The 25,667-nt window shown below is 65.9% G+C and carries 27 protein-coding genes; 17 read left to right on the top strand and 10 right to left on the bottom strand.

The window, feature by feature from the left end; all coding sequences use genetic code 11:
- Positions 1-59: 59 nt before the first annotated feature.
- From zwf to eda, 5 genes are all read left to right on the top strand, one after another.
- Positions 60-1,520 carry a glucose-6-phosphate dehydrogenase gene (gene zwf / locus ABD050_RS28045; RefSeq protein ID WP_343892878.1) on the top strand — a complete coding sequence of 487 codons (1,461 nt, stop codon included), beginning with the start codon at positions 60-62 and terminating at the stop codon, positions 1,518-1,520.
- Between the two features lie 168 nt (positions 1,521-1,688).
- Complete coding sequence (gene pgl, locus ABD050_RS28040; protein WP_343892877.1) at positions 1,689-2,399, top strand: 6-phosphogluconolactonase; 711 nt, start codon at positions 1,689-1,691, stop codon at positions 2,397-2,399.
- On the top strand, positions 2,396-4,213 hold the full coding sequence (gene edd, locus ABD050_RS28035; protein ID WP_343892876.1) for a phosphogluconate dehydratase: 1,818 nt from the start codon (positions 2,396-2,398) through the stop codon (positions 4,211-4,213). Before pgl ends, edd begins: the two co-directional genes overlap by 4 nt.
- Positions 4,214-4,215: 2 nt before the next feature.
- Positions 4,216-5,184, top strand: a complete 969-nt coding sequence (glk, locus tag ABD050_RS28030) for a glucokinase (RefSeq protein WP_343892875.1) — start codon at positions 4,216-4,218, stop codon at positions 5,182-5,184.
- Positions 5,181-5,786 carry a bifunctional 4-hydroxy-2-oxoglutarate aldolase/2-dehydro-3-deoxy-phosphogluconate aldolase gene (gene eda / locus ABD050_RS28025; RefSeq protein ID WP_343892874.1) on the top strand — a complete coding sequence of 202 codons (606 nt, stop codon included), beginning with the start codon at positions 5,181-5,183 and terminating at the stop codon, positions 5,784-5,786. The genes glk and eda overlap by 4 nt, the downstream gene beginning before the upstream one ends.
- Before the next feature lie 35 nt (positions 5,787-5,821).
- On the opposite strand, the gene mltG is transcribed toward eda, so the two are convergent.
- The 5 genes from mltG to fabD all read right to left on the bottom strand — a co-directional run bounded on the left by mltG (position 5,822) and on the right by fabD (position 10,353).
- Positions 5,822-6,790 (bottom strand): endolytic transglycosylase MltG, encoded by a 969-nt coding sequence (gene mltG / locus ABD050_RS28020; RefSeq protein WP_343892873.1) that lies wholly within the window; start codon positions 6,788-6,790, stop codon positions 5,822-5,824.
- Positions 6,791-6,794: 4 nt separating this feature from the next.
- On the bottom strand, positions 6,795-8,054 hold the full coding sequence (gene fabF / locus ABD050_RS28015; protein WP_343892872.1) for a beta-ketoacyl-ACP synthase II: 1,260 nt from the start codon (positions 8,052-8,054) through the stop codon (positions 6,795-6,797).
- A 136-nt stretch (positions 8,055-8,190) separates the two neighbouring features.
- Entirely contained in the window at positions 8,191-8,427 is a 237-nt protein-coding gene (locus ABD050_RS28010) for an acyl carrier protein (protein WP_010186338.1), read from the bottom strand.
- A 96-nt stretch (positions 8,428-8,523) separates the two neighbouring features.
- A complete protein-coding gene (fabG, locus tag ABD050_RS28005) occupies positions 8,524-9,261 on the bottom strand; it encodes a 3-oxoacyl-[acyl-carrier-protein] reductase (protein WP_343892871.1) in 738 nt (245 codons plus the stop codon).
- A gap of 156 nt (positions 9,262-9,417) precedes the next feature.
- Positions 9,418-10,353: an ACP S-malonyltransferase gene (gene fabD / locus ABD050_RS28000; protein ID WP_343892870.1), complete on the bottom strand. Its 936-nt coding sequence runs from the start codon at positions 10,351-10,353 to the stop codon at positions 9,418-9,420.
- A 163-nt stretch (positions 10,354-10,516) separates the two neighbouring features.
- On the opposite strand from fabD, the gene ABD050_RS27995 reads away from it, so the two are divergent.
- From ABD050_RS27995 to ABD050_RS27940, 12 genes are all read left to right on the top strand, one after another.
- Positions 10,517-10,897, top strand: coding sequence for an RcnB family protein (locus ABD050_RS27995; protein ID WP_343892928.1), 381 nt, complete (start codon positions 10,517-10,519; stop codon positions 10,895-10,897).
- Between the two features lie 228 nt (positions 10,898-11,125).
- On the top strand, positions 11,126-12,520 hold the full coding sequence (locus ABD050_RS27990; protein ID WP_343892869.1) for an epoxide hydrolase family protein: 1,395 nt from the start codon (positions 11,126-11,128) through the stop codon (positions 12,518-12,520).
- Positions 12,521-12,589: 69 nt separating this feature from the next.
- The gene (locus ABD050_RS27985) at positions 12,590-13,888 is read left to right on the top strand and encodes an epoxide hydrolase family protein (RefSeq protein ID WP_343892868.1); all 1,299 of its coding nucleotides are present in this window, start codon (positions 12,590-12,592) and stop codon (positions 13,886-13,888) included.
- 40 nt (positions 13,889-13,928) lie between these two features.
- On the top strand, positions 13,929-14,981 hold the full coding sequence (locus ABD050_RS27980) for an alpha/beta fold hydrolase (protein WP_425542522.1): 1,053 nt from the start codon (positions 13,929-13,931) through the stop codon (positions 14,979-14,981).
- A 94-nt stretch (positions 14,982-15,075) separates the two neighbouring features.
- Positions 15,076-16,887: a gamma-glutamyltransferase family protein gene (locus ABD050_RS27975; protein ID WP_343892866.1), complete on the top strand. Its 1,812-nt coding sequence runs from the start codon at positions 15,076-15,078 to the stop codon at positions 16,885-16,887.
- Positions 16,865-17,914, top strand: coding sequence for an acetamidase/formamidase family protein (locus ABD050_RS27970; RefSeq protein ID WP_343892865.1), 1,050 nt, complete (start codon positions 16,865-16,867; stop codon positions 17,912-17,914). Before ABD050_RS27975 ends, ABD050_RS27970 begins: the two co-directional genes overlap by 23 nt.
- A 236-nt stretch (positions 17,915-18,150) precedes the next feature.
- On the top strand, positions 18,151-18,939 hold the full coding sequence (locus ABD050_RS27965; protein ID WP_343892864.1) for an acid phosphatase: 789 nt from the start codon (positions 18,151-18,153) through the stop codon (positions 18,937-18,939).
- Positions 18,940-19,302: 363 nt separating this feature from the next.
- On the top strand, positions 19,303-19,725 hold the full coding sequence (gene rpsF, locus ABD050_RS27960; RefSeq protein WP_343892927.1) for a 30S ribosomal protein S6: 423 nt from the start codon (positions 19,303-19,305) through the stop codon (positions 19,723-19,725).
- Positions 19,726-19,739: 14 nt separating this feature from the next.
- Entirely contained in the window at positions 19,740-19,964 is a 225-nt protein-coding gene (gene rpsR, locus ABD050_RS27955; RefSeq protein ID WP_034158365.1) for a 30S ribosomal protein S18, read from the top strand.
- 12 nt (positions 19,965-19,976) lie between these two features.
- Complete coding sequence (gene rplI, locus ABD050_RS27950) at positions 19,977-20,579, top strand: 50S ribosomal protein L9 (protein ID WP_343892863.1); 603 nt, start codon at positions 19,977-19,979, stop codon at positions 20,577-20,579.
- A 533-nt stretch (positions 20,580-21,112) separates the two neighbouring features.
- On the top strand, positions 21,113-21,787 hold the full coding sequence (locus ABD050_RS27945) for a CAP domain-containing protein (protein WP_343892862.1): 675 nt from the start codon (positions 21,113-21,115) through the stop codon (positions 21,785-21,787).
- A 77-nt stretch (positions 21,788-21,864) separates the two neighbouring features.
- Positions 21,865-22,020 carry a DUF3309 family protein gene (locus tag ABD050_RS27940; protein ID WP_343892861.1) on the top strand — a complete coding sequence of 52 codons (156 nt, stop codon included), beginning with the start codon at positions 21,865-21,867 and terminating at the stop codon, positions 22,018-22,020.
- A gap of 108 nt (positions 22,021-22,128) precedes the next feature.
- Here the strand turns inward: ABD050_RS27940 and ABD050_RS27935 are convergent, their stop codons facing one another.
- The 5 genes from ABD050_RS27935 to ABD050_RS27915 form a co-directional block, all read right to left on the bottom strand.
- Positions 22,129-22,593: a GNAT family N-acetyltransferase gene (locus ABD050_RS27935; protein WP_343892860.1), complete on the bottom strand. Its 465-nt coding sequence runs from the start codon at positions 22,591-22,593 to the stop codon at positions 22,129-22,131.
- 11 nt (positions 22,594-22,604) lie between these two features.
- Positions 22,605-23,378: a sulfite exporter TauE/SafE family protein gene (locus ABD050_RS27930; RefSeq protein ID WP_343892859.1), complete on the bottom strand. Its 774-nt coding sequence runs from the start codon at positions 23,376-23,378 to the stop codon at positions 22,605-22,607.
- A 127-nt stretch (positions 23,379-23,505) separates the two neighbouring features.
- Complete coding sequence (locus tag ABD050_RS27925) at positions 23,506-24,135, bottom strand: alpha/beta hydrolase (protein WP_343892858.1); 630 nt, start codon at positions 24,133-24,135, stop codon at positions 23,506-23,508.
- A 297-nt stretch (positions 24,136-24,432) separates the two neighbouring features.
- Positions 24,433-24,774 (bottom strand): ANTAR domain-containing protein, encoded by a 342-nt coding sequence (locus ABD050_RS27920; protein ID WP_343892857.1) that lies wholly within the window; start codon positions 24,772-24,774, stop codon positions 24,433-24,435.
- Between the two features lie 302 nt (positions 24,775-25,076).
- Positions 25,077-25,385, bottom strand: a complete 309-nt coding sequence (locus ABD050_RS27915) for a hypothetical protein (protein WP_343892856.1) — start codon at positions 25,383-25,385, stop codon at positions 25,077-25,079.
- Positions 25,386-25,667: the final 282 nt, after the last annotated feature.

Genomic DNA, 25,667 nt, shown 5'->3' with positions numbered 1-25,667 from the left:
TGGCCGCCCGCCCCCGCCTCTGGTAGGCGCACCGCCGAACGAATGATCCAGGAGACATTATGCGCGACCCGGTGGGCAAGCTGCTGCTGTTCGGCGCGACGGGAGATCTGGCGCAGCGCATGCTGTTGCCGTCGCTTTACGGTCTCCACGCCGATGGCCTGTTGCCCGAAGGCCTGACGATCACCGGCACCGCGCGCTCCGACCATGACGATGTGAGCTATCGCAAGTTCGCCAAGCACGCGCTCGACGAGTTCCTGCCCGAGGACCGCAAGGACGACAAGGCGGTCAAGACCTTCCTCGACCGGATCGGCTATCAGGCGCTCGACGCCTCGAAGGTCGAGGGCTTTCCCGCGCTCGCCGAGAAGGTCGGCGACGTGTCGGGCGGCCTCGCCATCTTCCTCTCGACCGCGCCCTTCCTGTTCGAGCCGACCATCAAGGGCCTCGAATCCGCCGGTCTCGCAGGCCCCAGGACCCGGATCGGCCTGGAAAAGCCGCTCGGCTACGATCTCGCTTCGAGCAAGGAGATCAACGACGCGGTCGCGATCGCCTTTCCCGAGGATCGTACCTTCCGGATCGACCATTATCTCGGCAAGGAAACCGTCCAGAACATCCTGGCGCTGCGCTTCGGCAACAGCTTCTTCGAGCCGGTGTGGAACGCGCAGGGCATCGACAACATCCAGATCACCGTCGCCGAGACGGTCGGCCTCGAGGAGCGCGCCGGCTATTACGATACGGCGGGCGCCCTGCGCGACATGGTCGCCAACCATATCCTCCAGCTCGTCGCGCTGATCGCGATGGAGCCCCCCGCCCGCTTCGACGGCACCGCGATCCGCGACGAGAAGGCCAAGGTCTTCCGCTCGCTCCGCCGGATCAAGCCCGAGGAAGCGCCGCACGTCACCGTCACCGGCCAATACGGTGCGGGCGCGGTCAATGGCGAGATCGTGAAATCCTATATCGACGAGCTCGGCAAGCCGTCGACCACCGAGACCTTCGTCGCGATCAAGGCGCATGTCGATAACTGGCGCTGGCAGGGCGTGCCCTTCTACCTGCGCACCGGCAAGCGCATGCCGACCCGCCATTCCGAGATCGCGATCCAGTTCAAGGCGGTCCCGCATTCGATGTTCGCGAGCCGCGGCGGCCTGCTCCAGCCCAACATGCTGATCATCCGTCTTCAGCCCGAGGAATATGTCCAGCTGCTGGTGATGGCCAAGGAGCCCGGCCTCGATCGCGACGGCATCCGCCTGCGCGAAGTGCCGCTGAACCTCAGCCTCGACGCCGAATTCGCGGGCACGAGGCGGCGCATCGCCTATGAGCGGCTGTTGCTCGACCTGATCGAGGGTGACCCGACCCTGTTTGTCCGCCGCGACGAGGTCGAGGCGCAATGGGAATGGATCGACGCAATCCGCGCCGGCTGGGTCGCGAACGACATGAAGCCGAAGCCCTATGGGTCAGGCACCTGGGGCCCCTCGGCCGCGATTGCGCTGACCGAACGCGATGGGGTTACGTGGCAGGACGATTGAGAATTAATGGAGCGACTGAATCCCTCCTCCCGTTCGTGCTGAGTAGGGGCTGAGCTTGTCGAAGACCCGTATCGAAGCATAGGCGTTTGGGCTTGTCCTTCGATACGCCATTTCGACAAGCTCAATGGCTACTCGGGACGAACGGCAGTTTTGAAGCAAGGATAGTGCATGAGCGACGAAATCGAATGGTGGGATTATGACGACGCGGCCGAAATGGCCGCCGCCGTCGCGGGCGACATCGGTTTCGTGATCGAAAGCGCGATCGATGCGCGCGGCGGGTGCGTGATTGCGCTCTCGGGCGGCAAGACGCCGCTGCCGATCTACGAAAAGCTCGCAGCGACCAAGCTCGACTGGAAGCGCGTCACGATCATCCCGACCGACGAGCGGATCGTGCCGCTGGGCGATCCGCTGTCGAATATCACTGCGATCGGCAAGGCCTTCCTGCCAAAGGGCGCACGCGTGATCCCGATCGTCAGCGAGGCGGCCAAGGATTACCGCGCCGCCGGCAAGGCGGCTGATGCGCGGCTCGGCGACCTCCATTGGCCGCTCGATCTCTGCCTGCTTGGCGTCGGCGCCGACGGCCACACCGCCTCGATCTTCCCCGGCCCCGATTTCGACGAAGCGATCAACGGCCCGCGCGAGCGCCGCGCGCTCGGCGTGATGCCCGATCCGTTGCCGCCCGAGGCGCCGGTAGCCCGAGTGACCCTCAGCCGCGCCGCGATCGTCTCGGCCAAGGCACTGATGATCGCCGTTACGGGCGACGCCAAGCGCAAGGTGATCGAGGCGGCGATCAAGCAGGGTCCGTCTTCCTCCTATCCGATCGGCCGCGTCCTCGCTGATGCCGAGCTGCCCGTCGATATCCATTGGAGCCCCGCATGAGCCTTCACCCCGATGTGAGCGCCGTCACCGACCGGATCATCGCCCGGTCGAAGCCGACCCGTGACGCCTATCTGGCGCTGATCCGGCGCGAGCGCGACCAGCATATCGAGCGGCCCACGCTCGGCTGCGCCAACCTCGCCCATGGCTATGCCGGCACCGAGGAGGATCGCGATGCGATGAAGGCCGGACGCGGCATGAACATCGGCATCGTAACCTCTTACAACGACATGCTCTCAGCGCATGCGACCTATTATCGCTACCCCGAGCAGATGAAGGTCTGGGCGCGCGAGGCCGGCGCCACCGCGCAGGTCGCGGGCGGCGTGCCGGCGATGTGCGACGGCGTGACCCAGGGCTATCCCGGCATGGAGCTCTCGCTGTTCAGCCGCGACACGATCGCGCTTTCCACGGCGATCGCGCTCAGCCACGGCATGTTCGAGGGCGCCGCCCTGCTCGGCATCTGCGACAAGATCGTCCCCGGCCTGCTGATGGGGGCGCTGCGCTTCGGCCATCTCCCGATGATCCTGATCCCGGGCGGCCCGATGCGTTCCGGCCTCCCCAACAAGGAAAAGGCCGCCGTCCGCGAACAGTTCGCCGAGGGCAAGGCAAGCCGCGAAGACCTGCTCGACGCCGAGATCGCGGCCTATCACTCCAAGGGCACCTGCACCTTTTACGGCACCGCCAATTCCAACCAGATGATGATGGAGATCATGGGTCTCCACATGCCCGGCGCCGCCTTCGCCAATCCGGGTACCAAGCTGCGACAGGAGCTGACCCGCGCCGCGGTCCACCGCCTCGCCGAGATCGGCTGGAACGGCGATCAATATCGCCCCTTGGGCGAATGCGTCGACGAGAAGGCGATCGTCAACGGAGCGATCGGCCTGCTCGCCACCGGCGGCTCGACCAACCACCTGCTCCACCTCCCCGCCATCGCCGCCGCCGCCGGGATCGTCATCGACTGGGAAGATTTCGACCGGCTTTCAAAAGCCGTCCCGCTGATCGCCCGGGTCTATCCCAATGGCGCCGCAGACGTGAACGCGTTCGAGGATGCCGGGGGCATGCCCTGGGTGATCAGCGAGCTGCTCGGGGCGGGGCTTCTTCACCGGGACTTGAAGACTGTCGGCGGTAGTGACATGACAACGTATGCCAAACGTCCCTCGATCGAGGGCGAAGCGCTTGTGTGGGGGGATCCGGGGGCCAGTGGAGACGATAGTATCCTGCGTGCGCCATCAGCGCCTTTCGCCGCCGAGGGAGGATTTCGCATTCTCACCGGCAATCTCGGCCGGGCCTGCATCAAGGTGAGCGCCGTCGAGCGCGACCGCTGGACGATCGAGGCGCCCGCCCGCGTCTTTTCCGATCAGGCAGCAGTGCAGGCCGCCTTCAAAGCCGGCGAGCTCGATCGCGACGTCGTCGTCGTCGTCCGCTTCCAGGGTCCGCGCGCCAACGGCATGCCCGAGCTTCACAAGCTCACCCCGCCGCTCGGCGTGCTCCAGAATCGCGGCTTCCGCGTCGCCTTGGTCACTGATGGCCGCATGTCGGGCGCGAGCGGCAAGGTCCCCTGCGCGATCCATGCCAGCCCCGAGGCGCTCGGCGGCGGCCCGCTCGCCCGGGTACGCGACGGCGATGTGATCCGCATGTCGGCTGACACCGGTGACCTTGTCGCCCTGGTCGACGAGGTCGAGTGGAACGCGCGTCTTCCCGCCGAGGCGCCGCCGGCTGCCGAGGGTATGGGCCGCGAATTGTTCTCGCTGTTCCGCGCGTCAGCGAACGAGGCCGAAAAAGGCGCATCCGCCGTGATGGCCGCAATGGGATGGTGAGCATGGAAGTCGTCGCGGTCGATATCGGCGGAACCCATGCGCGTTTCGCCATCGCCGAAATCGCCAATGGCCGCGTCGTCTCGCTCGGCGAAACCTCGATGCAGAAGACCGCCGAGCATGCGAGTCTGCAGACCGCCTGGCAGGCATTCGCCGCGTCGCTCGACCGCCCGATGCCGCGCGCCGCGGCGATCGCCGTCGCATCGCCGGTGGGAGGCGAGCTCATCAAGCTCACCAACAATCCCTGGATCATCCGCCCGGCGCTGGTCAAGGAACGGCTGGATGTCGATACCTTCGTCCTGATCAATGATTTCGGCGCGGTCGGCCATGCCGCCGCCCAGCTCCCCAACGACTATTTCCTGCATCTCTGCGGCCCCGACGAGCCTTTTGAAAAGCAGGGTGTGCTGACGGTTTGCGGCCCAGGCACCGGGCTCGGCGTCGCGCAGATATTATGTCAGGCGCACGGCTATCATGTCATCGAGACAGAGGGCGGCCATGTCGATTTCGCCCCGCTCGATGCGCTCGAGGATACGATGCTCAAGCGGCTACGGCGCACATATAACCGGGTGTCGACCGAGCGGATCGTCGCCGGCCCCGGGATCATCACCATCTACGAGACGCTCGCCGAGATCGAGGGCCGCGCGGTGCAGCGGCTGGATGACAAGGCGATCTGGCTGATGGCGCTCGAGGGCGCCGACAGCCTCGCGCTCGCCGCGCTCGACCGTTTCTGCCTCAGCCTTGGCGCCGTCGCGGGTGATCTGGCGCTGGCGCATGGCGCAAAGGGCGTTGTGATCGCGGGCGGACTTGGCCTCCGCCTCAAGGATCATCTGGCGCGCTCGGGCTTTGCCGAGCGTTTCGCGGCGAAAGGGCGTTTCCGGACGCGGATGGAGGCGATACCGGTGAAGCTCATCACCCATCCCCAGCCCGGCCTGTTCGGCGCCGCGGCCGCCTTTGCCCAGGAGCATGCCCGATGAGCGGTATCGAAGCGATCATGCGGACCAGCGCCGTGATTCCCGTGCTGGTGATCGACGATGCCTCGACCGCCCGGCCGCTGGCCGAAGCTCTGGTCGCCGGTGGCCTGAAGGTGCTCGAAGTGACGATGCGCACCCCGGCCGCGCTCGATGCGATCCGCGAAATGAAGAAGGTCCCCGGCGCGATCGTCGGTGCCGGGACGGTCGTCTCGACCGAGCAGTTCGAGCAGGTGATGGACGCCGACGTCGAATTCATCGTCTCGCCCGGCCTCACCGAGCGGCTCGCGACGCCGATCATCGCGAGCGGCGTTCCCTTCCTGCCCGGCATCGCCAATGCGGCCGACATCATGCTCGGGCTCGAGCTCGGGCTCAGCCATTTCAAATTCTTCCCGGCGGAAGCATCGGGCGGGCTGAAGGCGCTGAAAGCCCTCGCCGCACCCTTCTATCAATGCCAGTTCTGCCCGACCGGCGGCATCACCGAGGCAAGCGCGCCTGAATGGCTCGCCTTCGCGCCCGTGCTGTGCGTCGGCGGAAGCTGGGTGACCGGCGGGACGATGGCCGAGGTCGAAGCCAGGGCGCGGGCCGCGGCTGGCTTGCGCCGCTAAAAGTCCCTCCCCTGCAGGGGAGGGACTTGAGAAGGTCACATCTCCCCGCGCGACTTCCTGATCGCATACCATTTCTGCACGTTCGCGTTGTGCTGCTCGAGCGTGTCGGCGAACACATGCCCGCCCGTCCCGTCTGCCACGAAATACAGCGCGTTCGATGGTGCCGGATCGAGCACCGCGTCGATCGACGCCCGCCCCGGGTTGCAGATCGGCCCCGCGGGCAGCCCGGTCATGGCATAGGTGTTGTAGGCGTTGACCGCATGCACCTCGGATTCGAGGATACGGCGACCGAGCGGCCGCCCCTTGGTGATCGGATAGATGATCGTCGGATCGGCCTGGAGCATCATGCCGCGCTTCAGCCGGTTCGAATAGACCGCAGCGACCAGCCGTCTTTCGCTTGGCTTGCCGGTTTCTTTCTCGACGATCGAGGCGAGGATCAGCGCTTCGCGCGGCGTTGTCACCGCCAGGCCCGGCTTGCGCTTCTCCCAGGCATCAGCGAGATATTTCACCATCGCGCGCTGCATGCGATCGACCATGAACTGTTTCGTATTGCCGCGCTGGAAGCTGTAGCTGTCGGGCAGGATCGTGCCTTCGAGCGGCACCTGCACATTGCCCTTAAGCCCGGGCGTCTTGTCGAGCGCGTCCTTCACCATCACTGATGGCCAGCCTTCGGGGATGGTGACGAAGCGCTGCAGCGTCTTGCTGCCCTGCAGCACCTTCAGGATGTCGGACTGGCTGAGATGCGCCGGGATCCGGTATTCGCCTGCCTTGATCGGCGCATCCGAGCCGAGCACCTTGGCGAACAGCCGGAATTGCTGAGCCGACCTGATCGCCCCGGCCTTTTCGAGCTGAGTCGAAGCGGTGGCCAGCGACGTGCCGGGCGCGATCTCGATCGTGATGTTATGCTTCAGCGGCCCGTGCCAGCTCCAATATTGCAGTCCGGCGAATCCGAGCGCGATCGCCGCCAATATCAGGAGCAGCGCGAAGCAACCGAGCCTGCGCACGCTCTTATATGGCTCGCATCACAAGGCTGGCATTGGTCCCGCCGAAGCCGAAGCTGTTGTTGAGCACTGCCTTCACCGAGCGCTTCTTGGCGACATGCGGCACGAGATCGACGCCGGCGCAATTGTCGCTCGGATTGTCGAGGTTGAGCGTCGGGGGCACGATCTGGTCGCGCAGCGCGAGGATGCAGAAGATGCTCTCGACCGCGCCCGCGCCGCCGAGCAGATGCCCGATCGCCGATTTGGTCGAGCTCATCGACAGCGTGTCGATATTGTTGCCGAACAGCCGCCGTACCGCGTTCAATTCGAGCTCGTCGCCGAGCGGCGTCGACGTGCCGTGCGCGTTGATATAGTCGATATCGGACAGCGCCAGGCCCGACTTCTTCATCGCCATTTCCATCGAGCGGAACGCGCCCGATCCTTCGGGATGCGGCGCCGTCACATGATAGGCATCGCCCGACAGGCCATAGCCGATCACTTCGGCATAGATTTTCGCGCCGCGCGCCTTGGCCCGCTCATATTCCTCGAGGCAGACGACGCCCGCGCCCTCGCCCATCACGAAGCCGTCACGATCCTTGTCATAGGGCCGGCTGGCCCTTTCGGGGGTCGCGTTGAAATTGGTCGAAAGCGCCCGCGCCTGCGAGAAGCCGGCAATGCCGAGCGGGCAGATCGCGCCCTCCGCACCGCCGGCGAGCATCACATCGGCATCGTCCATCGCGATCATCCGCGCAGCGTCGCCGATCGAATGCGCGCCGGTCGAACAGGCAGTGACGACCGCATGGTTCGGCCCCATCAGGCCATATTTGATCTGCACCTGGCCGGTGATCAGGTTGATCAGACGGCCATGGACGAAGTGGGGGGAGACGCGACGCGGGCCCTTTTCATGGAGCACGATCGATTCGCTGGCGATGCCCGGCAGGCCGCCGATCCCCGATCCGATCGAGCAGCCGGCGCGGAAGCGCTCTGCCTCGGTCATCTCGGTGAGCCCGGCATCCTCGAGCGCCTGGCCGGCGGCGTCGATGCCGTAGATGATGAACGGATCGACCTGGCGCTGCACCTTGTGATCGACGCGCTTGCCCGGGTCGAAGCCATATTCATGGTCGGCCGGCTTCACCTCGCAGGCGATGGTGCAGGCATAATCGGTCGCGTCGAAACGCGTGATTGTGCCGGCGCCCGATTTGGCGGCGAGAATGTTCGCCCAGGCGGTTTCGACATCGGCGCCCAGCGGCGTCACAAGCCCCAGCCCGGTTACGACAACACGGCGCATGGCCATCTCCGTTCTTCAATTCTTCAAATAGAAACGGCTCCCCGACCCACTTGGTTACCCGGGGACGGGGAGCCGATCATTCAGTGCCGGCCCGAATTCGGGCTGGTTCCGGCGCAGCATGCGCCATCACCATAGCTCAGCTCTTGTGCTCGTCGATAAAGGTGATCGCGTCCTTGACGGTCGTGATCTTCTCGGCGGCGTCATCGGGGATCTCGACTTCGAATTCCTCCTCGAACGCCATCACCAGCTCGACGATGTCGAGGCTGTCCGCGCCCAGATCGTCGATGAAGCTCGCGTCCTCGGTCACCTTGTCGGCCTCGACGCCGAGATGCTCGACGACAATCTTCTTCACCCGGTCTGCGGTCTCGCTCATTGTATCGTCCCTCTATCGCTGGGGGTTTTGAATTCCTGAACGCACGTAGAACGCGTGTGGTGCCCTTGCAAGGGGGTGAAGCCGTGATCGGCGCGATCAGATCATCGCCATGCCGCCGTTCACGTGCAGCGTCTGCCCCGTGACATAGCCCGCTTCCTTGCTGGCGAGATAGACCACCGCCGCGCCGATATCGCTGCCCTCGCCCATCTTCCCCGCCGGGATGCGCGCGTTGAGCGCTTCCTTCTGGGCATCGGGCAGCACGTCGGTCATCGGCGAGGCGATGAAGCCAGGCGCGACGCAGTTCACGGTGATGCCCCGCGAGGCCAGTTCCTGCGCGAGCGCCTTTGACATGCCCACCAGCCCCGCCTTGGACGCGGCATAATTCGCCTGGCCCGGATTGCCCGTCGTCCCCACGACCGAGGTCACCGAGATGATCCGTCCGAACCGTGCCTTCATCATCGGCCGCGCGGCGGCGCGGGCGAGGCGGAAGGCGGCCTCGAGATTGACCCGGATCACCAGATCCCATTCCTCGTCCTTCATCCGCATGACGAGGTTGTCGCGCGTGACGCCGGCATTGTTGACCAGGATATCGAGCTTCCCGAGCGCCTCGACCGCCTGCGGCACCAGCGCATCGACTGAGGCCGCATCGGAGAGATCGCAGGGCAAAGAGACATGATCGCCACCCAGCCCGGCCCGGAACGCCTCGAGCTTGGCCACATTCGAGCCGGAAACCGCCAGCCGCGCCCCCTGCCCCGCCAGCGCCTCGGCGATCGCCGAGCCGAGCCCCCCGGAAGCGCCGGTCACCAGCGCTGTCATGCCTGTCAGGTCGAACATTCTTCTCTCCTCTTTCCCTTCTCCCCTTGTGGGAGAAGGTGGCGCGAAGCGCCGGATGAGGGGGAGTGAGGTTCGAGACAACGACATGTGTCCCCCTCACCCTTCCCACGCCTACGGCGCGGGCCCCTTCCCTCTCCCACAAGGGGAGAGGGGGAATTACAGGCTTTTCGCGAAAGCCTCGATATCCTCCATCGTGATCACGCTCACTGCGTCGACGTCGGCCACGATCCGCCGAACCATTGGTGCCAGCACCTTGCCGCCGAATTCGACAAAGCTCTCCACCCCGGTGTCGGCCATCGCCAGCACCGATTCGCGCCAGCGCACCATGCCGGTCACCTGCTCGACCAGCAGCCGCCGGATCGTGTCTGGGTCGCTGACCGGCTGCGCGGTGACATTGGCGAACACCGGCACCAGCGGCGAGTCGATCCGCGCTTCGGCGAGCGCCTTTTCCATGGCGTCGGCGGCAGGCTGCATCAACGGGCAGTGGAACGGCGCCGAGACCGGCAGCAGCACTGCGCGCTTGGCGCCATATTCCTTGGCGATGTTCACCGCCCGCTCGATCGCTTCGCGCGCGCCCGAAATCACGACCTGCGATGGATCGTTATCGTTGGCGACAGTGCACACCTCGCCCTCGGCCGCTGCATTGGCGATGATCCGCGCCTTCTCGACATCGGCGCCGAGCAGCGCCGCCATCGCGCCGACACCGACCGGAACCGCCGCCTGCATCGCCAGCCCGCGATGCTTGAGCAGCAAGGCCGTCGTCGCGAGATCAAGCGACCCCGCGGCACACAGGGCGCTATATTCGCCGAGCGAATGCCCCGCGACATAATCGGCCTTGTCGGCGAGGCGGATGCCGCCCTCCTTCTCGAGCACCCGCAAGGTCGCGATTGCGTTGGCCATGATCGCGGGCTGGGCATTTTCGGTGAGCTGGAGCTCGTCCTCGGGGCCTTCGCTCATCAGCTTGAAGAGATGCTGACCGAGCGCCTCGTCGACTTCCTCGAACACGGCGCGGGCAATCGTGCTCGCTTCGGCCAGAGCCTTGCCCATCCCGACAGCCTGGCTGCCCTGTCCCGGAAAGATGAATGCGCGCATGGTCGGTTCCTTCAGTTCAGGGCTGGCGGACTAGAAAGCTGAACGAACTTAGGCAAGCCGCGACAAATGGCGACCATTTTGCCCGATCCTTGGTACGGGCCTGCGACAACCGCCTCCCAGATAGGTCTTGACGCCGAACAGCGCGCCGAACCGAGGAGTGAGTATCATGAAGAAGTTCATCCTGACCGCCATCGCGGCGTCGATGGTCGCCAGCCCGATGGTTGCCAGCGAAGCGTCAGCGCAGGACTATCCGCATCAGCAGCAGCGCCACGAGACGGTCGTACGCCATCAGCCGGGCCGCACTGTGGTCGTCGACCGCACGGTGAGCCGCTACGATCGCGCCGAGTACCGCAACGACTGGCGCCGCGGCGAGCGCTTCGACTATCGCCGGGCGCGCAACTATCGGGTGATCAATGACTATCGCGGCTATCGCCTGAAGGCCCCGCCGCGCGGCTATCATTATGTCCGCTCGGGCAATGATGCAGTGCTGGTCGGCATCACCAGCGGCGTGATCGCCGGGATCATCGCAGGCGCGATTCGGTAAGCGATCCATCTTTCGACAAGCGGGCGGCGGGGCAGCGATGCCCCGCCGCTTTTCGTGGTTTACGAAAGATGCGCGTTACGCGCGCGACTCAAAAACCGGGCAGATTTCTGATACAGGCTCCGCCGCTGGAGGCAGGGGACTGCCGGGCACAGCCTTTTGATCGTCGACTTAATTCGCACTGGCAATCGCCGCTCCAGCATTGCCCTGTATCGAATGAGGAGAACGACTATGTCCAAGCGTCACGCGCTGATTGGCAGGCGCGATTTCCTGGTCACTTCCGCCATGATGGGCACCATCGGCGCCATTCTTCCCACCGCTGCCGCGCACGCCGAAACCACAGCGCCGTCTCCGGCACATGTGGAAACCGCGGCGCCGGCGCACGCCATTGCCTCTCCCGGTGCGGTTGCCAATGGCGACGATGCGGCAGCGCTGGCGCAGCCGAGCGGCGACCCGTCGATCCGGCCCTTCCATTTCCATGCGTCCGATGAAGCGCTGGCCGATCTTCGTCGCAGGGTCGCGGCGACGAAGTGGCCCAGTCGCGAACTGGTGCCGGATGCCACGCAGGGCGTTCAACTCGCCACGATGCAGGCTCTCGCGCACTATTGGGCGACGACGCATGACTGGCGCAAGATCGAAGCGCGGCTGAATGCCCTGCCGCAGTTCATCACCGAGATCGACGGGGTCGACATTCACTTCATCCATGTCCGCTCGAAGCACGACCATGCCCTGCCGGTCATCGTCACCCATGGCTGGCCCGGCTCGATCATCGAGCAGCTGAAGATCATCGATCCGCTCACCGACCCGACCGCGCATGGCGGCACTGCCGCTGATGCATTCGACGTCGTGATCCCGTCGCTGCCCGGACACGGCTTTTCAGGCAAACCCACAATGCTCGGCTGGGATCCGGTGCGGATCGCCCACGCCTGGATCGTGCTGATGCAGCGCCTCGGCTATTCGCGCTACGTCGCGCAGGGCGGCGACTGGGGCAATGCGGTCACCGAGCAGATGGCGCTGTTGAAGCCGCCGGGCCTGGTCGGCATCCACACCAACATGCCCGCCACCCTGCCGGATGACGTCTCGAAGGCGCTCTCGGCCGGGGGCCCGGCGCCGGCGGGCCTCTCGGCCGACGAGCAATATGCCTGGGACCAGCTCGACTTCTTCTTCAAGCACGGCCTCGCCTACGCCCAGGAAATGGGCGGCCGCCCGCAGACTCTCTACGCAATCGAGGATTCACCGATCGGGCTTGCCGCCTGGATGCTCGACCATGATGCACGCAGCTATGCGCTCATCACCCGCGTCTTCGACGGCCAGCCCGAGGGACTGACGCGCGACGACATCCTCGACAACGTCACGCTCTACTGGCTGACCAACACGGCGGTCTCCTCGGCGCGGCTCTATTGGGAAAGCAAGCTTCCCTTCTTCGCCCCGAAGGGCGTGCCGATCCCGGCGGCGGTCAGCGCCTTTCCCGACGAGATCTACACAGCCCCGCGCAGCTGGACCGAAAAGGCCTATCCCAAACTCATCCATTATAACCGCCTCGCCAAGGGCGGCCATTTCGCTGCCTGGGAACAGCCCAAAGTCTTTACGGAAGAACTCCGGGCAAGCTTCCGCACGCTGCGCTGAACCGAACGCGGGCGGTCCCTCTGGGGATCGCCCGCGACGCGATTGCCCGGCGATGGAAGGAGGATCGCGATGACCAGCAAATATCTCGTTTCGCTGCTGCTCGCCCTCCCGGCGACGGTAGCGGCCGCTCACCCCGCACATCATGATGCCGCGATCGGGACGGCAATGCACGGCGCAGCGGCATCCGCACAGCCGGCTGAGGACAGGTCGATCCGGCCTTTCCGCGTCCATATCCCCAACGAGGCGCTGGCCGAGCTGAGGCGGCGCATTCGCGCGACGCGCTGGCCGGACAAGGAAACCGTCGCTGATCGGTCGCAGGGCAATCAACTGGCCCGGATGCAGGAAATCGCCCGTTATTGGGGCAGCGGCTATGACTGGCGCCGGGTGGAGGCGAGGCTGAACGCCCTGCCGCAGTTCGTGACGACGATCGACGGTATCGATATTCACTTCATCCATGTCCGGTCTCGTCACCCGCGCGCATTGCCGGTGATCGTGACGCATGGCTGGCCGGGCTCAGTGATCGAGCAGCTCGGGATCATTGGCCCGCTTGCTGATCCGACCGCGTATGGCGGCAAGGCCGAGGATGCCTTCGACGTCGTTATCCCGTCGATGCCGGGCTATGGCTTCTCCGGCAAGCCGGCCAGCGTCGGCTGGGACCCCGACCATATCGCCCGCGCCTGGGCCGAGCTGATGAAACGCCTGGGCTATACCCGCTATGTCGCCCAGGGGGGCGATTGGGGATCGCCGGTCAGCGAAGCAATGGCGCGTCAGGCGCCGCCGGGATTGCTCGGCATCCACATCAACCTGCCGGCGACGGTCCCGCCGGACGTGGCAGCGGTGCTTTCGAGCGGCGGACCGGCCCCGGCCGGGCTGACCGACCAGGAGCGTGCCGCGTTCGACGGAATCGACGCGCTGCTGAAGAAGAAAAGGGCCTATGCGGCGATGATGGGCACCCGCCCGCAGACGATCGGCTATGCCTTGGCTGATTCTCCCATCGGGCTCGCTGCCTTCATCTACGACTATAATGACGGCGAACCCGAGCGCCTGCTCGCGCGGGACGATGTGCTTGACGACATCAGTCTCTACTGGTTGACGAACAGCGCGACCTCGGCGGCGCGGCTCTACTGGGAGAATGCCGGGCGATCGATCGTCTTCGCGGCAGCGCAGAAGACCGACCAGATTGCCCTCCCGGTCGCGATCACGGTCTTTCCGGACGAATATTACCATGCGCCGGAGAGCTGGGCGCGGCGCGCCTACCCGACCCTGTCCTATTTTCATATGGCGGAGAAAGGGGGGCATTTCGCTGCGTGGGAACAACCTGAAATCCTCGCGCGCGAGCTCAGGGACGCGTTCCGGCCGTTGCGCTGAGCGCGCGGCCGCAGACCAGGAAAGGAAGGCTCACATGACCATGAATCCAGCGAAGGAATGCATCGACACGCGACGGCGACAGCTTTGCGGCACGGCGGGTATCGCGCTCGCCGCATCCGGGCTCGGCCTGCTGGGCGCGCCTGGCGGGGCTCAGACCCCGGTCGCGCAACCCGTTACGGCTGCCGCCGGGGGGTACCCGCCGCTCGAACGCATCAATGCCGGCCTGCTCGAGGTGGCCTATGCAGATCTCGGCCCGGCGAAGGGGCCGCCGGTCATCCTCCTGCATGGCTGGCCATACGACATTTACAGCTTCGTCGAGGTAGCGCCGATCCTCGCAGCCGGCGGCCACCGCGTGATCATACCCTATCTGCGCGGCTATGGCGCCACGCGGTTCCTCGCCGCCGAGACGTTCCGCAACGGCCAGCCCGCCGCCCTGGCGGAGGACGCTATTGCCCTGATGGACGCGCTCCATATCGAGCGGGCAGTCCTTGCCGGCTTCGACTGGGGCGCCCGGACGGCTGACATCGTCGCTGCCTTATGGCCCGGACGGGTCACGGGGCTGGTCTCCGTCAGCGGCTATCTGATCGGCAGCCAGGCGGCGGGGAAGATGCCGCTGCCGCCCGAGGCCGAACTGCAATGGTGGTATCAATTCTATTTCGCGACCGAGCGCGGCCGGCTCGGCTACGAGAAGAACCGCCACGACTTCGCGAAACTGATCTGGAAGCTCGCCTCGCCGAAATGGCAGTTCGACGATGCGACCTTCGATCGATCAGCGGCCGCTTTCGAAAACCCCGATCATGTCGCGATCGTCGTCCATAATTACCGCTGGCGCCTCGGGCTCGCTGACGGTGAACGCCGCTATGACGCTGTCGAACAGCGCCTCGCGACAGCCCCCGCGATTACGGTTCCCACCATCACCATGGAAGGCGATGCGAACGGCGCGCCGCATCCGCCGCCATCCGCTTATGCCGCGAAATTCACCGGAAAATACGAGCATCGCACGATCAGCGGCGGGATCGGCCACAATCTTCCGCAGGAAGCGCCTCGGGAATTTGCGACGGCGGTAATCGACGTCGCCCGCATGGCGATTTGAAGCGGGCGCTTCCGGCCCGTGCAACAACGCGCTTCCGCACGGCCGCGCCGCGCATTAGGCTCGGGCTGAAGCGATCGACGCCGGAGGCCTCCGTTTGGACCGTAGACATTTCCTCGCCGGCGTTCCCGCCGCCGCCCTCGCCGCACCGTTGCTCGCCCGCAATGTGCCGGGCGCGCTGCCGCAGGCGTGGCCGGCGGGCGAACCGAGCTTCCTGCGCCCTGATGTCGGCCCAGGCGACCGACCGGTCGGGGCGAGCTTCGCCTCACGCAGCGCCGTCTATGGGCTGAACGGCGCGGCCGGCACGGCGCATCCGCTGGCGACCCAGGCCGGGATCGATATTCTCAGGCGCGGCGGCTCGGCAGTCGATGCGGCAATCGCGATGAATGCCTGTCTCGGCCTGCTCGAACCGACTTCGAGCGGCGTTGGCGGTGATGCCTATGCGATGATCTGGGATCCGGCCGCCGGCAAGGTCGTCGGTCTCGCCGGATCGGGCGCCTCGCCGCGCGGATTGACGCTCGAGACGGTGCGCGCCCGCGCGGCGAACGGTGCGCTGCCACCGCTCGGCGCGGTCAGCGTCTCGGTGCCCGGCGCGGTCGATGCGTGGTGGACCATGCACAAGCGCTATGGCCGGCTTCCCTGGGCAGGCCTGTTCGCCCCCGCGATCGAGCTCGCCGAGGCGGGCGCACCGATGCCCGACATCATCGCCTATTATGTCCGGCGCAATCTCGAAGGCTTTCGTCGCGCCGGCGGGATGATCGAGGAAACCGCCAACGCCATGCGGACCTATGCGCCGGGCGGCGCGTCGCCCGAACCCGGCGGCGTGTTCCGAAACCCGGATCTCGCACGGACCTATCGCGCCATCGCAGCGGGCGGGCGCGACGGCTTTTACGGCGGCGAGACCGCCCGGACGATCGACGCCTATTTCAAGCGCATCGGCGGCTGGATGACCGCCGCCGATCTTGCCGCGCACCACAGCGAATGGGTCGAGCCCCACCAGACCGGCTATCGCGGCGTCACCGTCCACGCGCTGGGCGCCAATACCCAGGGCATCGCCACGCTGCAGATGCTCAACATCCTCGAGCATTTCGACATGGCCGGCGCCGGCTTCCAGTCGCCGCTCTCGATCCACCTCCAGGCCGAGGCGAAGCGCCTCGCTTATGAGGATCGCGCGCGTTTCTACGCTGACCCGCATTTCAGCAAGGTTCCGGTCGAGTGGCTGATCTCGAAGGACTATGCGGCGCAGCGGGCGAAGCTGATCAGCCCGGACCGCATTCTCACCCCTGTCTATCCGGGCCAGGCGCCGAGCCATGGCGACACCACCTATTTCTCCTGCGCCGACCGCGACGGCATGATGGTGTCGATGATCCAGTCGAACTTCCGCGGCATGGGATCCGGGCTGGTCGCCGACGGGCTCGGCTTCATGTTCCAGGATCGCGGGCAGCTGTTCAGCCTCGAGGACGGCCATCCCAACCTCTATGCGCCGGGCAAGCGGCCGTTCCAGACGATCATCCCCGGCTTCGCGACGCGCGGGCGCGACCCGTGGCTGAGCTTCGGCGTGATGGGCGGTGACATGCAGCCCCAGGGGCAGACCCAGATTATCCTCAACCGGGTCGACTATGGGCTCGAGGTGCAGTCCGCCGGCGATGCGCCGCGCTGGCACCATGAGGGATCCTCACAGTCAATGGGGGAGGATTCGCCCGGCCTGTCGCCGACTGGCCTGTTGCGGCTGGAAACGGGCGTACCGCTCGCGACGCGACGCCGGCTTGCCGAGATCGGCTGGACCATCGGTCAACCCGATGGCGGATTCGGCCGCTATGAATGCGTCGAGCGTCGCGTCGATCGCGGCACCCGGGTCTATGCCGCGGCAAGCGAGATGCGCGCCGATGGCTGTGCACTGGCTTATTGAAGGGGGAAATCCGATCCGTATCCTGTTGCCCATCATCGCGCTGGCCTTTGCCGCCCCGGCTTCCGCCAAGACCTGGGACCTTCCCGCCACGCCGCAGACCGTCGCCTGGGGCCATTACGACGCCAGCGACAAGCCGGTGCTGACAATCCGATCGGGCGACACGGTGGTGATGCACACCCTGCTGACCAACAGCCCGACCGGCCTGGAAAAGGCGGGTGTCGCGCCCGCCGACGTCCAGCCCGAGCTGCGCGCGGTGTTCGACGGCGTGCCCGCGGCCGCACGCGGCCCCGGCGGCCATATCCTGACCGGCCCGATTGCGATCGAGGGTGCCGAGCCCGGCGATACGCTCGAAGTGCGTATCCTCAGCATCGACCTGGCAATTCCCTATGCCTATAACGCGTCCCGTTACGGCGCGGGCTTCCTGACCGACGACTTCCCCTATGCCCGCATGAAGATCGTGCCGCTCGACCGCGAGCGCATGGTCGGGCGCTTTGCTCCCGGCATCGAGATTCCGCTCCGCCCGTTCTTCGGCAGCATGGGCGTCGCGCCGCCGCCCGCCTTCGGCCGCTACGACAGCGCGCCGCCGACAATCAATGGCGGGAATATGGATGACAAGGCGCTGGTCGCCGGCACCACCCTGTTCCTGCCTGTCCATGCCGCCGGCGCGCTGTTCCAGGCCGGCGACGGCCATGCCGCGCAGGGCAATGGCGAAGTCGACATCACCGCGCTCGAAACCTCGCTGACGGGCACCTTCCAGTTCATCCTGCACAAGGGCGAGCACACGTCCTATCCCCGCGCTGAGACTCCTGACGCCTATATCGCCATGGGCTTTGACGACAATCTCAGCAACGCCACCCGCAAGGCCCTGCGCAACATGATCGACTGGCTCGTGAGCGCCAGGGGCATGACCCGCGACGACGCCTATATGCTGGTCAGCGTCGCCGGCGATGTCGAGATCACCGAGCTGGTCGATCGCAACAAGGGGGTGCACGTGGTGCTGCCGAAGCGCGTGTTCGTCGGGCGGTAACGGTCTCGCACTGCAATCCGGCCGGCGCGCTGAGCGGCAGTCGCTCCGAACCGCCCGTGCGACTTTCCCGTCGAACATCGCCATCCGGGGCGTCGTTCCGAACCTGCCGAACCCGCAAGCGGCCAGGCGGGCGGGCTCGTGCGGGAACCGGACCCGGTTTTCCAGCAGTTTCTATTTATCGGCATCGTCACTCATGCCATGCTCGTCCGACTCGCCGCCGCGAGCGAAAGGGCAGCATGAACGGACGAACCTGGATCATGGCGGCATCGCTCGCCATCGCGACGACCGCGGCGGTGCCCCGGCTCGGCCTCAGCCAGGCGCGTTCGGGCTATCTGCCCTCGGGCACGATCGACATCACGACAATCCTGCAGGCCGCCCCGCACAAGGGCGACGCGCAATATGAGGCCGATCGCGCGATCTTCAGGGCGACCCGCCACTGGCTTGGCACCCCGCGCGGCGACCTGGCGACACATGACGTCAGGAGCGATCCGGCAACGATGCTCGGCGCCTTCAGCTGCGCGCTCGGCGTGTCGCTGACGCCGCAGGCCGCGCCGAAAACCATGACCCTGATCGGCAAGGCGGCGATCGACACCTCCACCCAGGCAGGCACCGCCAAGAATTATTTCAAGCGCGACCGGCCTTTCGTGATCGACAAGGGCCCGGTCTGCGAGCCGCTCGCCAACATGACGGGAAGCTATGACTATCCCTCGGGCCACGCCACCTGGAGCTGGACCTGGGCCCTGCTGCTCGCCGAGCTCGCCCCCGATCGCTCGACCGCGATCCTCACCCGTGGCCGCGCCTATGGCGAAAGCCGGATCGTCTGCGGCTCGCACAATGCCAGCGCCGTCGAGGCAGGCCGCATCACTGCCTCGGCGACGCTCGCCGCCGATCACGGGCAGGCTGCGTTCCAGGCCGATGTCGCCGCCGCCCGCGCCGAGCTGGCAGCCCTGCGCGCCGATCCGGCGACGCCCAAGCCGCAGAATTGCGCGGCTGAAGAGGCGTTGATTTCGAAACCCATCCTCTAGGATCGACGTTCGACGCCCGGTTTCGCCGGCGTCTTTAATATTCACGCGAAGGCGCGAAGGCGCGAAGAGGTTGTGCCCGACGAAAAGGCTCGATTTTGCACCTGCCGATAGCCGGGCCTTTCCACTTTCTCTTCGCGCCTTCGCGTGAATCCTCCTATCTCAATGGCTATCACCACCCGCGCCGGTCGATTGAGCCCGATGGAGAGTTAGTCTCCCTTGCCTTTCGCCCGATTTCCGCTACAGGCACCACCCATCGGGGTGGAGAGCACACGCTTTTCGCCCCGGTTTGCATTGAAGACGATAGCCGGAGGGGCATGCGCATGGTGCGCACGTCAGCGATCGGCCAAGAGAAGAGAAAGCAGCATGGCTCTATACGAGCATGTGTTCCTTGCGCGCCAGGATCTGGCACAGGCGCAGGTGGACACGCTGGCGGAAACCGCCACCAAGATCATCGAAGACAACAAGGGCAAGGTCGTCAAGACCGAGAATTGGGGCCTGCGCAGCCTCGCCTACAAGATCGCGAAGAACCGCAAGGCGCATTACGTCATGCTCGAAATCGACGCGCCCGCGGGCGTGGTCGCCGAGCTCGAGCGCCAGGTCCAGATCAACGAAGACATCATCCGCTACATGACCGTCAAGGTCGACGGCCTCGAAGAGGGCCCGTCGGTGATGATGCGCAAGAGCGATCGTGATCGTGAGCGTCGCAGCGAGCGCGGCGATCGTGGCGACCGTCCGGACCGTGGTGATCGGGGCGACCGCCCCCGTCGCGACTTCGACGGCGAATAAGGAGCATATAGACCATGGCACGCCCATTTTTCCGCCGCCGCAAGAGCTGCCCTTTTTCGGCAAAAGACGCTCCCCGGATCGATTACAAAGACGTCCGGCTGCTCCAGGGCTTCGTGTCCGAGCGTGGCAAGATCGTCCCGAGCCGCATCACCTCGGTGAGCGGCAAGAAGCAGCGCGAGCTCGCCCAGGCGATCAAGCGCGCCCGTCATCTGGGCCTGCTGCCCTATATCGTTAAGTAAGGAGCGGAACGCATGGATGTGATCCTGCTGGAACGCGTCGAGAAGCTTGGGCAGATCGGCGACGTGGTGAAGGTCAAGGACGGGTTCGCCCGCAACTTCCTTCTCCCCAACAAGAAGGCGCTTCGCTCGAACGAGGCAAACCGCAAGGTCTTCGAGAAGAACCGCGAGAAGATCGTGGCCGAGAACGCGACCCGTCGCGCCGAGGCCGAGGTCGAAGCCAAGACGATCGACGGCATCACGCTGACGCTGATCCGCCAGTCGTCGAACACCGGCCAGCTCTACGGCTCGGTCGCGGTCCGCGATCTGCTCGAGGCGCTCGAGGCGGAAGGCCACAAGGTCTCCAAGTCGGCGATCGTGCTCAACAAGCCGATCAAGGCGATCGGCGTCTATGAGGTCAAGGTCGCGCTGCACCCCGAGGTGTCGGTGACGATCAAGGTCAATGTCGCGCGCTCGCCTGAAGAGGCCGAGATGCAGGCCAAGGGCGTCGACGTGATGAGCGCGATGTTCGAAAAGGACGAAGCCGGCTTCGTCGAGGCCTATGATCCGAACGCTGAGCCCGGCGCCACCGCCGAGGTTTCGGCCGCACCGGAAGCTGAAGAGCCCAGCGAAGGCTGATCCTTCCGCCAGGACAAGAAAAAAGGGCCGTCCCGAACAATCGGGGCGGCCCTTTCTTTTTCTACTCTCACCCCCTTGTCGGGAGGCGCGAGGACGCTGTTACGGCACCGCGACGCAGGCGCCGACCACGGCGATCAGCGGGATCAGCGCGAAGAAGAGCGGGACGACGTTTTTCATGGGACTGGTCATTTCGTATGCGAGGGGTCTTGCCCCATACGTGCGGCGTGCGGAAAAAGTTTCAAGATCATGAACGGGAATTTTTCTGCGACGAGCCGGAACTTTTCCGCGACGATCGGAGTAAGGTCGCGCCATGCTCGCCCTCCGGCAGCACCGCCGGATTGAGCCCGCCGCGTGCACGGCGCGGAGACTGGCAGGGTCGCCCCGGGGCCATTCGGCGCTTTCCCGCCACCGTCCGGCGCTGGAACAGGGTTTCCGGCGCGTGGGCCAATTGCATTCTCCCTGCCCTGAGTTAGCAGCTTTAACGCGTTGAAATAGGTCGCAATCACGCGACGAGTCGGCCCGCGGGGGGCCAGATGATGATGGGTCCGGGTCGTTGCGCTGCGGCGCTCGCTATGTGCTGGCTTACGCTGGCCGGTACGAGCGCGCCCCCGCCTCCCCCATCCGACACGCTCGAAGATGCGGTCCTCGCCGAGATCAACTTCGTCCGTACCCATCCGCGCGACTATGCCGACGATCTGCGCCGGTACCGCGACCTGTTCGACGGCCGGGTCGTCCATCTGCCGGGCGATCCGGTCGGCGAGATGACGAACGAAGGCACCGATGCGGTCGATGAGGCAATCGACTTTCTCGATCGCCAGGCGCCCCTGCCGGCGCTCGAACCCGGCGCCCTGCTCGCGCGCGCTGCCCGGGGCTTCGCTGACGAGCAGGGCGCGAGCGGCTATACCGGGCATCGCTCGGCCGACGGCGAAATGCCCGGCGATCGGGTCAAGCGGCTCGGCGGCGGCATCTTTGTCGGCGAGACGATCTCCTATGGCTATGACGATCCGGTCGCGGTGGTTCGCCAGCTGATCATCGATGACGGCCTTCCCGGCCGCGGGCACCGCGCGCTGATCTTTTCCCCGGGCAGCCTGTACGCCGGCGTCGGCTGCGGCGTTCACCCGCGCAACCGCTTTCTGTGCGTCATCGATTACAGCGCCTCGCCGGACGGCGGACCGAACCTGCCGAAATTCGTCGCGGCCCGCCGCTAAGGCGCGTTCAGCCTCGGCAGGAACCCCGGCGCCCCGGGCTCGTTCTCTATCCGAACCAAAATCGGAGAGGCACGGACATGCTCGGCACCATCCTGATCATCATTCTTATCCTGGCCCTGGTCGGTGCGCTTCCCACCTGGGGGCACAGCCGCAACTGGGGCTATGTGCCGTCGGGCGGTCTCGGGCTCATCGTCGTGATCGTCGTCATCCTGCTGCTGCTCGGCCGAATCTGACGCGGTGCCGGCCGACCCGCGCCCGTGCGACCCGGTCGGCCGCACTGACACTGAAGAAGCACGACCTTGCCGCGCGCAAATCTCTCTGCGCCTCGGCGCGAACCATCATCACGATATCGACTGCAGATCGATCTCCCGCACCATATGGACGGCCACCACGCCGCCATCATGGATCGTCTCTTTCTCGAACGAATAGCCAAGCGCTTCATAGAGCGCGATATTCTCGGTCATCAGCTTGTTCGTATAGAGCCGCGTGCCGCTGAGCCCCGCCGCGCGAGCGAGAGTTTCGGCATGCCGCATCAACGTCATGCCGAGGCCCCTGCCCTGATAGTCGGGCTCGACGGCGACGTTCACGATCAGCAGCGCGTCGCCCTCCGGCACCGTCTCGATCAGCCCGGCCAGCCGCTCTCCATTCCACAGGCAATCGAACCGGTGCTCGCTGAGCGCGAGGTCATAATCGGCCGTCATCGGCCGCGGCTTGCGCTGCGTGACCGGCAGCCATTTCGCATAGGCGCGCAGGGTGAGATCGCGGATCGCTCCGGCCTGGTCGGGCGTACCACGATCGAGCCGCATCCCGTCCGGCTTCAGAAAATCAGCTTCCCGCCGACGATCGCCAGCGTGCCGGCAAGCACCGGCCGCAGGATTCGCTCGGACACCCGGCTCGACAACAGGCTGCCGACAATGATGCCGGGGATCGAGCCGATCAGCAGCGACAGCAACAGCCCGAAATCGACTGAGCCCATCGCCCAGTGCCCGAGTCCGGCAATCAGCGTCAGCGGCACCGCATGCGCGATGTCGGAGCCGACCAGCCGGTTGACCGGCATCTTGGGATAGAGAACCAGCAGCACGGTCATCCCGAGCGCGCCGGCGCCGACCGAGGAAAGCGACACGAGCACCCCGAGCACGGCGCCGAGCACGATCGTCGACCGCCCGATCCGCCGCGGCGTCAGCCGCTCTACCCCGCGTTCGAAATAGGCCATGATCCGGCGGCGGCACAGCATGGCGATGGCGGTGGCGATCAGCGCCAGTCCGAGCGCCACGGTGATGACATGCTCGGTCCCGTCGAAGCGTCGGCCGGCAAAGGCGAGCACCAGCAGGGTCAGCGCCGTCGCCGGCACGCTCCCCATCGCCAGGCGGCGGACGATCTTCCACTCGACCGTCCCGCTCAGGCCGTGCACCGCCGTCCCGGCGGTCTTGGTGATCGAGGCGTAGAGAAGGTCAGTGCCGACCGCGGTGATCGGGTGGAAGCCGAAAGCGAGGATCAGCAGGGGCGTCATCAGCGATCCGCCGCCGACCCCGGTGAAGCCGACCAGCAGCCCGATGAACAGGCCGGCAAGCGAATAAAGCGGGTTGATCACGGCCGGCGCTGCCGCCCGGGGAATCCGATCAAGCCGGCTTCAGGGACAAAGGGTGCGGCCGTGGACATCCTTCTTCTCCCATGCCCCCGCCCCAATTCCACACCCAATCCCACGCCCGGTCTGTGCGTCACGGAAGGGCGGCTGGGCAATCGGCCTGCTCGTTTGGCGGGGTAAAGCTGCGCTTGGGAGGCGGCGCCGCCGCCCGGGTGCCGGCCAGCCGCTCGATCAGCCCGGTGCCGATCCCGAGCGCATGGGCGCCGAGCCCCTCCTCCTCGCGATCGAACCCGTCGAACCCGACAAAGGCGCTTCCCCAGGACGACGCCAGCCCTTGTGCGCGCGTGTCGCTCTCGCCGTCGCCGACAACGATCGAGGGGAAGGAGAAGCGCGTGCGCGGCCCGGCATAGTCGCGCGCGCCCTGCGAGGAGAGCGCGACGCTCGCGCCGAACGGCCTGACGAGCAGTGCGCCCGCGACCCGCTCGACATAGGATGTGGGCGAAAGTCGCGCCCACCAGGCGAGCGCGAAGCAGCTGACACCATAGGCGACGATCACCGCCGGCCGCTCGGTGCGCCGAACCGCCTCGTCGAGTCGCAGCGCCCAGAGGTTGCGGCGCGCGGCGCGGCGCGGCCCGACCTCGACATGGGCATGGACGGCAACCGATTCGGCCCAGGCCCGAGCCCAGCCAGGCGCCGGATCGCCGCTGTCGGAAAGCGTCAGGATATCGATAAGCTCGGCATTGGGCAGGGCAAAGGACGGCATCGCATGTCTCCCGCATCTGAGCTGAGGTGTAACGACGGGCGCATCAGGGTGACGCCAGCCGGCACACCCCCCAACGCGCGAGGCTATTCCTATTCAACAGATATGCAATCGGCACTTGCGCCGAACTGAGGGACGAACGCGCCCGTTGGCAGCCGCGCTGCTCAGCAGAAAAGGAAAGTGCTCCGCTTGTTGCCCGCCGGCGCGCGGCAGCACGTCGTTCGCCAAGCTCCTTGCCTGCAGGACAGGTGAAAAACCGAGGTGTCGCACTGAGCGCCGGAACGCCCAGGCGCCGGTTCCTCACGCCGCCAGAGGCAGCGCATATTCCCGACGCGGCGGCAGATAGGTGGATTCCTCGACCTCGCTTGGCCCCAGGCATCCGAGCGCATGCTCGACATCGAGCTTCGCGACAACGACTGGCGCGTCGGCGGCCTTGCTGATCCTGCGCAGCATATTCATCGAATCCGGCACGACCGAATCCGGAAGGGCCAGTATCAGGTCGGGGTGAACGCATGCGAGCAGCGCGGGTGCCTCGCTCGGCTCATCGACGCGAAAGATCGAATGGTACCCGGCATCCCATAGACGGTTCACCGCAGCGCTGGCAGCGGCGCCCTCGCGGCCAATTATGATTGCATGCATCATCGTGCCTTCCACCTCCGAAATCGATGACGCATGATTCCGCATTCGCGACTGCCGGGCATTACGTGATTCTCCCGATGATCGGCGTGATGCACGAAATTCGCTCGCCGGTCGGACCACGCCGCCGGTTCTGGCTGCAGGCGAACAGGATTATCTTCACCGCAACGCCGAACGAACCGCCGCAACCCGGCAGGAAAGCGCACCCGATCTTCGGCGCCTCGATCAGCCACTCGTCGGAAGCGCTGCTTCGGGGTCAGCCTCCGGCGCCGCGCGGGCAGCCACCGCCCAACCCAGGATCACCGGTATCAGGTTAACGAGATCGCCGAGGTGGAAAATGAGCGGCGGCGGACCAGTCCAGGTAGGCCGACCCCGAAGGTGAACAGCATCAAGACGATCCAGCTGCCCGAGAGCCCGGCATCCCGCAGCCGGCCATAGGTGATGATCGTCAGCAGGATCAGAAACGCAAGTGCAGGCAGGGCGCCCAGCCAGCCCGGTCCACCCAGAGCCGCCACGCCGCACGGCAGGAGCAGCGCGGCTGCGAGCAACACGAGGCTCGCGCCGAAATAAGCGCGCCTTCCGTACAATCGCTCGAACGCCCTTGGCATGGCCGTCATCTACACTGGTTTTGCCCTGCTGCGAGGTGGCGCGATTCAACTCGACGCCAATTCATGCCAGCGCCGTCGCCCATGATGCGCACCGCACGCCAACCGTTTCAAAACACCGCCCAGCCGCCCCTCGCTGTTCCGGCGTCGCGCCTCCCTGTTATCTCCAACACGCCTCCCTGTTCCGACACGTGCGGCTCCCTGTTCCGTATAACAGGGAGAATGGCTTCCATAGCACTGAAAACAAAGGACATAATTCGGAAAAAAACCGGCTGGAAATGGCCAGAGAAACGG

Origin of the sequence: Sphingomonas oligophenolica, from assembly GCF_039522915.1 — a bacterium.
In the GTDB taxonomy this organism is placed as follows: domain Bacteria; phylum Pseudomonadota; class Alphaproteobacteria; order Sphingomonadales; family Sphingomonadaceae; genus Sphingomonas; species Sphingomonas oligophenolica.
This window is presented reverse-complemented; position numbering and strand designations above follow the sequence as displayed.

Excerpts from the sequence above, each read along its gene's own strand:
- ABD050_RS27980 (WP_425542522.1), top strand. The coding sequence starts at position 13,929 with ATGAATCCAGCGAAGGAATGCATCGACACGCGACGGCGACAGCTTTGC.
- ABD050_RS27965 (WP_343892864.1), top strand. The coding sequence starts at position 18,151 with ATGAACGGACGAACCTGGATCATGGCGGCATCGCTCGCCATCGCGACG.
- ABD050_RS27970 (WP_343892865.1), top strand. The coding sequence starts at position 16,865 with ATGGCTGTGCACTGGCTTATTGAAGGGGGAAATCCGATCCGTATCCTG.
- eda (WP_343892874.1), top strand. The coding sequence starts at position 5,181 with ATGAGCGGTATCGAAGCGATCATGCGGACCAGCGCCGTGATTCCCGTG.
- rpsR (WP_034158365.1), top strand. The coding sequence starts at position 19,740 with ATGGCACGCCCATTTTTCCGCCGCCGCAAGAGCTGCCCTTTTTCGGCA.
- ABD050_RS27920 (WP_343892857.1), bottom strand. The coding sequence starts at position 24,774 with ATGATGCATGCAATCATAATTGGCCGCGAGGGCGCCGCTGCCAGCGCT.
- zwf (WP_343892878.1), top strand. The coding sequence starts at position 60 with ATGCGCGACCCGGTGGGCAAGCTGCTGCTGTTCGGCGCGACGGGAGAT.
- ABD050_RS28010 (WP_010186338.1), bottom strand. The coding sequence starts at position 8,427 with ATGAGCGAGACCGCAGACCGGGTGAAGAAGATTGTCGTCGAGCATCTC.
- fabG (WP_343892871.1), bottom strand. The coding sequence starts at position 9,261 with ATGTTCGACCTGACAGGCATGACAGCGCTGGTGACCGGCGCTTCCGGG.
- ABD050_RS27985 (WP_343892868.1), top strand. The coding sequence starts at position 12,590 with ATGACCAGCAAATATCTCGTTTCGCTGCTGCTCGCCCTCCCGGCGACG.
- fabF (WP_343892872.1), bottom strand. The coding sequence starts at position 8,054 with ATGCGCCGTGTTGTCGTAACCGGGCTGGGGCTTGTGACGCCGCTGGGC.
- rplI (WP_343892863.1), top strand. The coding sequence starts at position 19,977 with ATGGATGTGATCCTGCTGGAACGCGTCGAGAAGCTTGGGCAGATCGGC.
- ABD050_RS27940 (WP_343892861.1), top strand. The coding sequence starts at position 21,865 with ATGCTCGGCACCATCCTGATCATCATTCTTATCCTGGCCCTGGTCGGT.
- ABD050_RS27935 (WP_343892860.1), bottom strand. The coding sequence starts at position 22,593 with ATGCGGCTCGATCGTGGTACGCCCGACCAGGCCGGAGCGATCCGCGAT.
- glk (WP_343892875.1), top strand. The coding sequence starts at position 4,216 with ATGGAAGTCGTCGCGGTCGATATCGGCGGAACCCATGCGCGTTTCGCC.
- pgl (WP_343892877.1), top strand. The coding sequence starts at position 1,689 with ATGAGCGACGAAATCGAATGGTGGGATTATGACGACGCGGCCGAAATG.
- rpsF (WP_343892927.1), top strand. The coding sequence starts at position 19,303 with ATGGCTCTATACGAGCATGTGTTCCTTGCGCGCCAGGATCTGGCACAG.
- edd (WP_343892876.1), top strand. The coding sequence starts at position 2,396 with ATGAGCCTTCACCCCGATGTGAGCGCCGTCACCGACCGGATCATCGCC.
- ABD050_RS27945 (WP_343892862.1), top strand. The coding sequence starts at position 21,113 with ATGATGATGGGTCCGGGTCGTTGCGCTGCGGCGCTCGCTATGTGCTGG.
- fabD (WP_343892870.1), bottom strand. The coding sequence starts at position 10,353 with ATGCGCGCATTCATCTTTCCGGGACAGGGCAGCCAGGCTGTCGGGATG.
- ABD050_RS27925 (WP_343892858.1), bottom strand. The coding sequence starts at position 24,135 with ATGCCGTCCTTTGCCCTGCCCAATGCCGAGCTTATCGATATCCTGACG.
- ABD050_RS27990 (WP_343892869.1), top strand. The coding sequence starts at position 11,126 with ATGTCCAAGCGTCACGCGCTGATTGGCAGGCGCGATTTCCTGGTCACT.
- ABD050_RS27915 (WP_343892856.1), bottom strand. The coding sequence starts at position 25,385 with ATGACGGCCATGCCAAGGGCGTTCGAGCGATTGTACGGAAGGCGCGCT.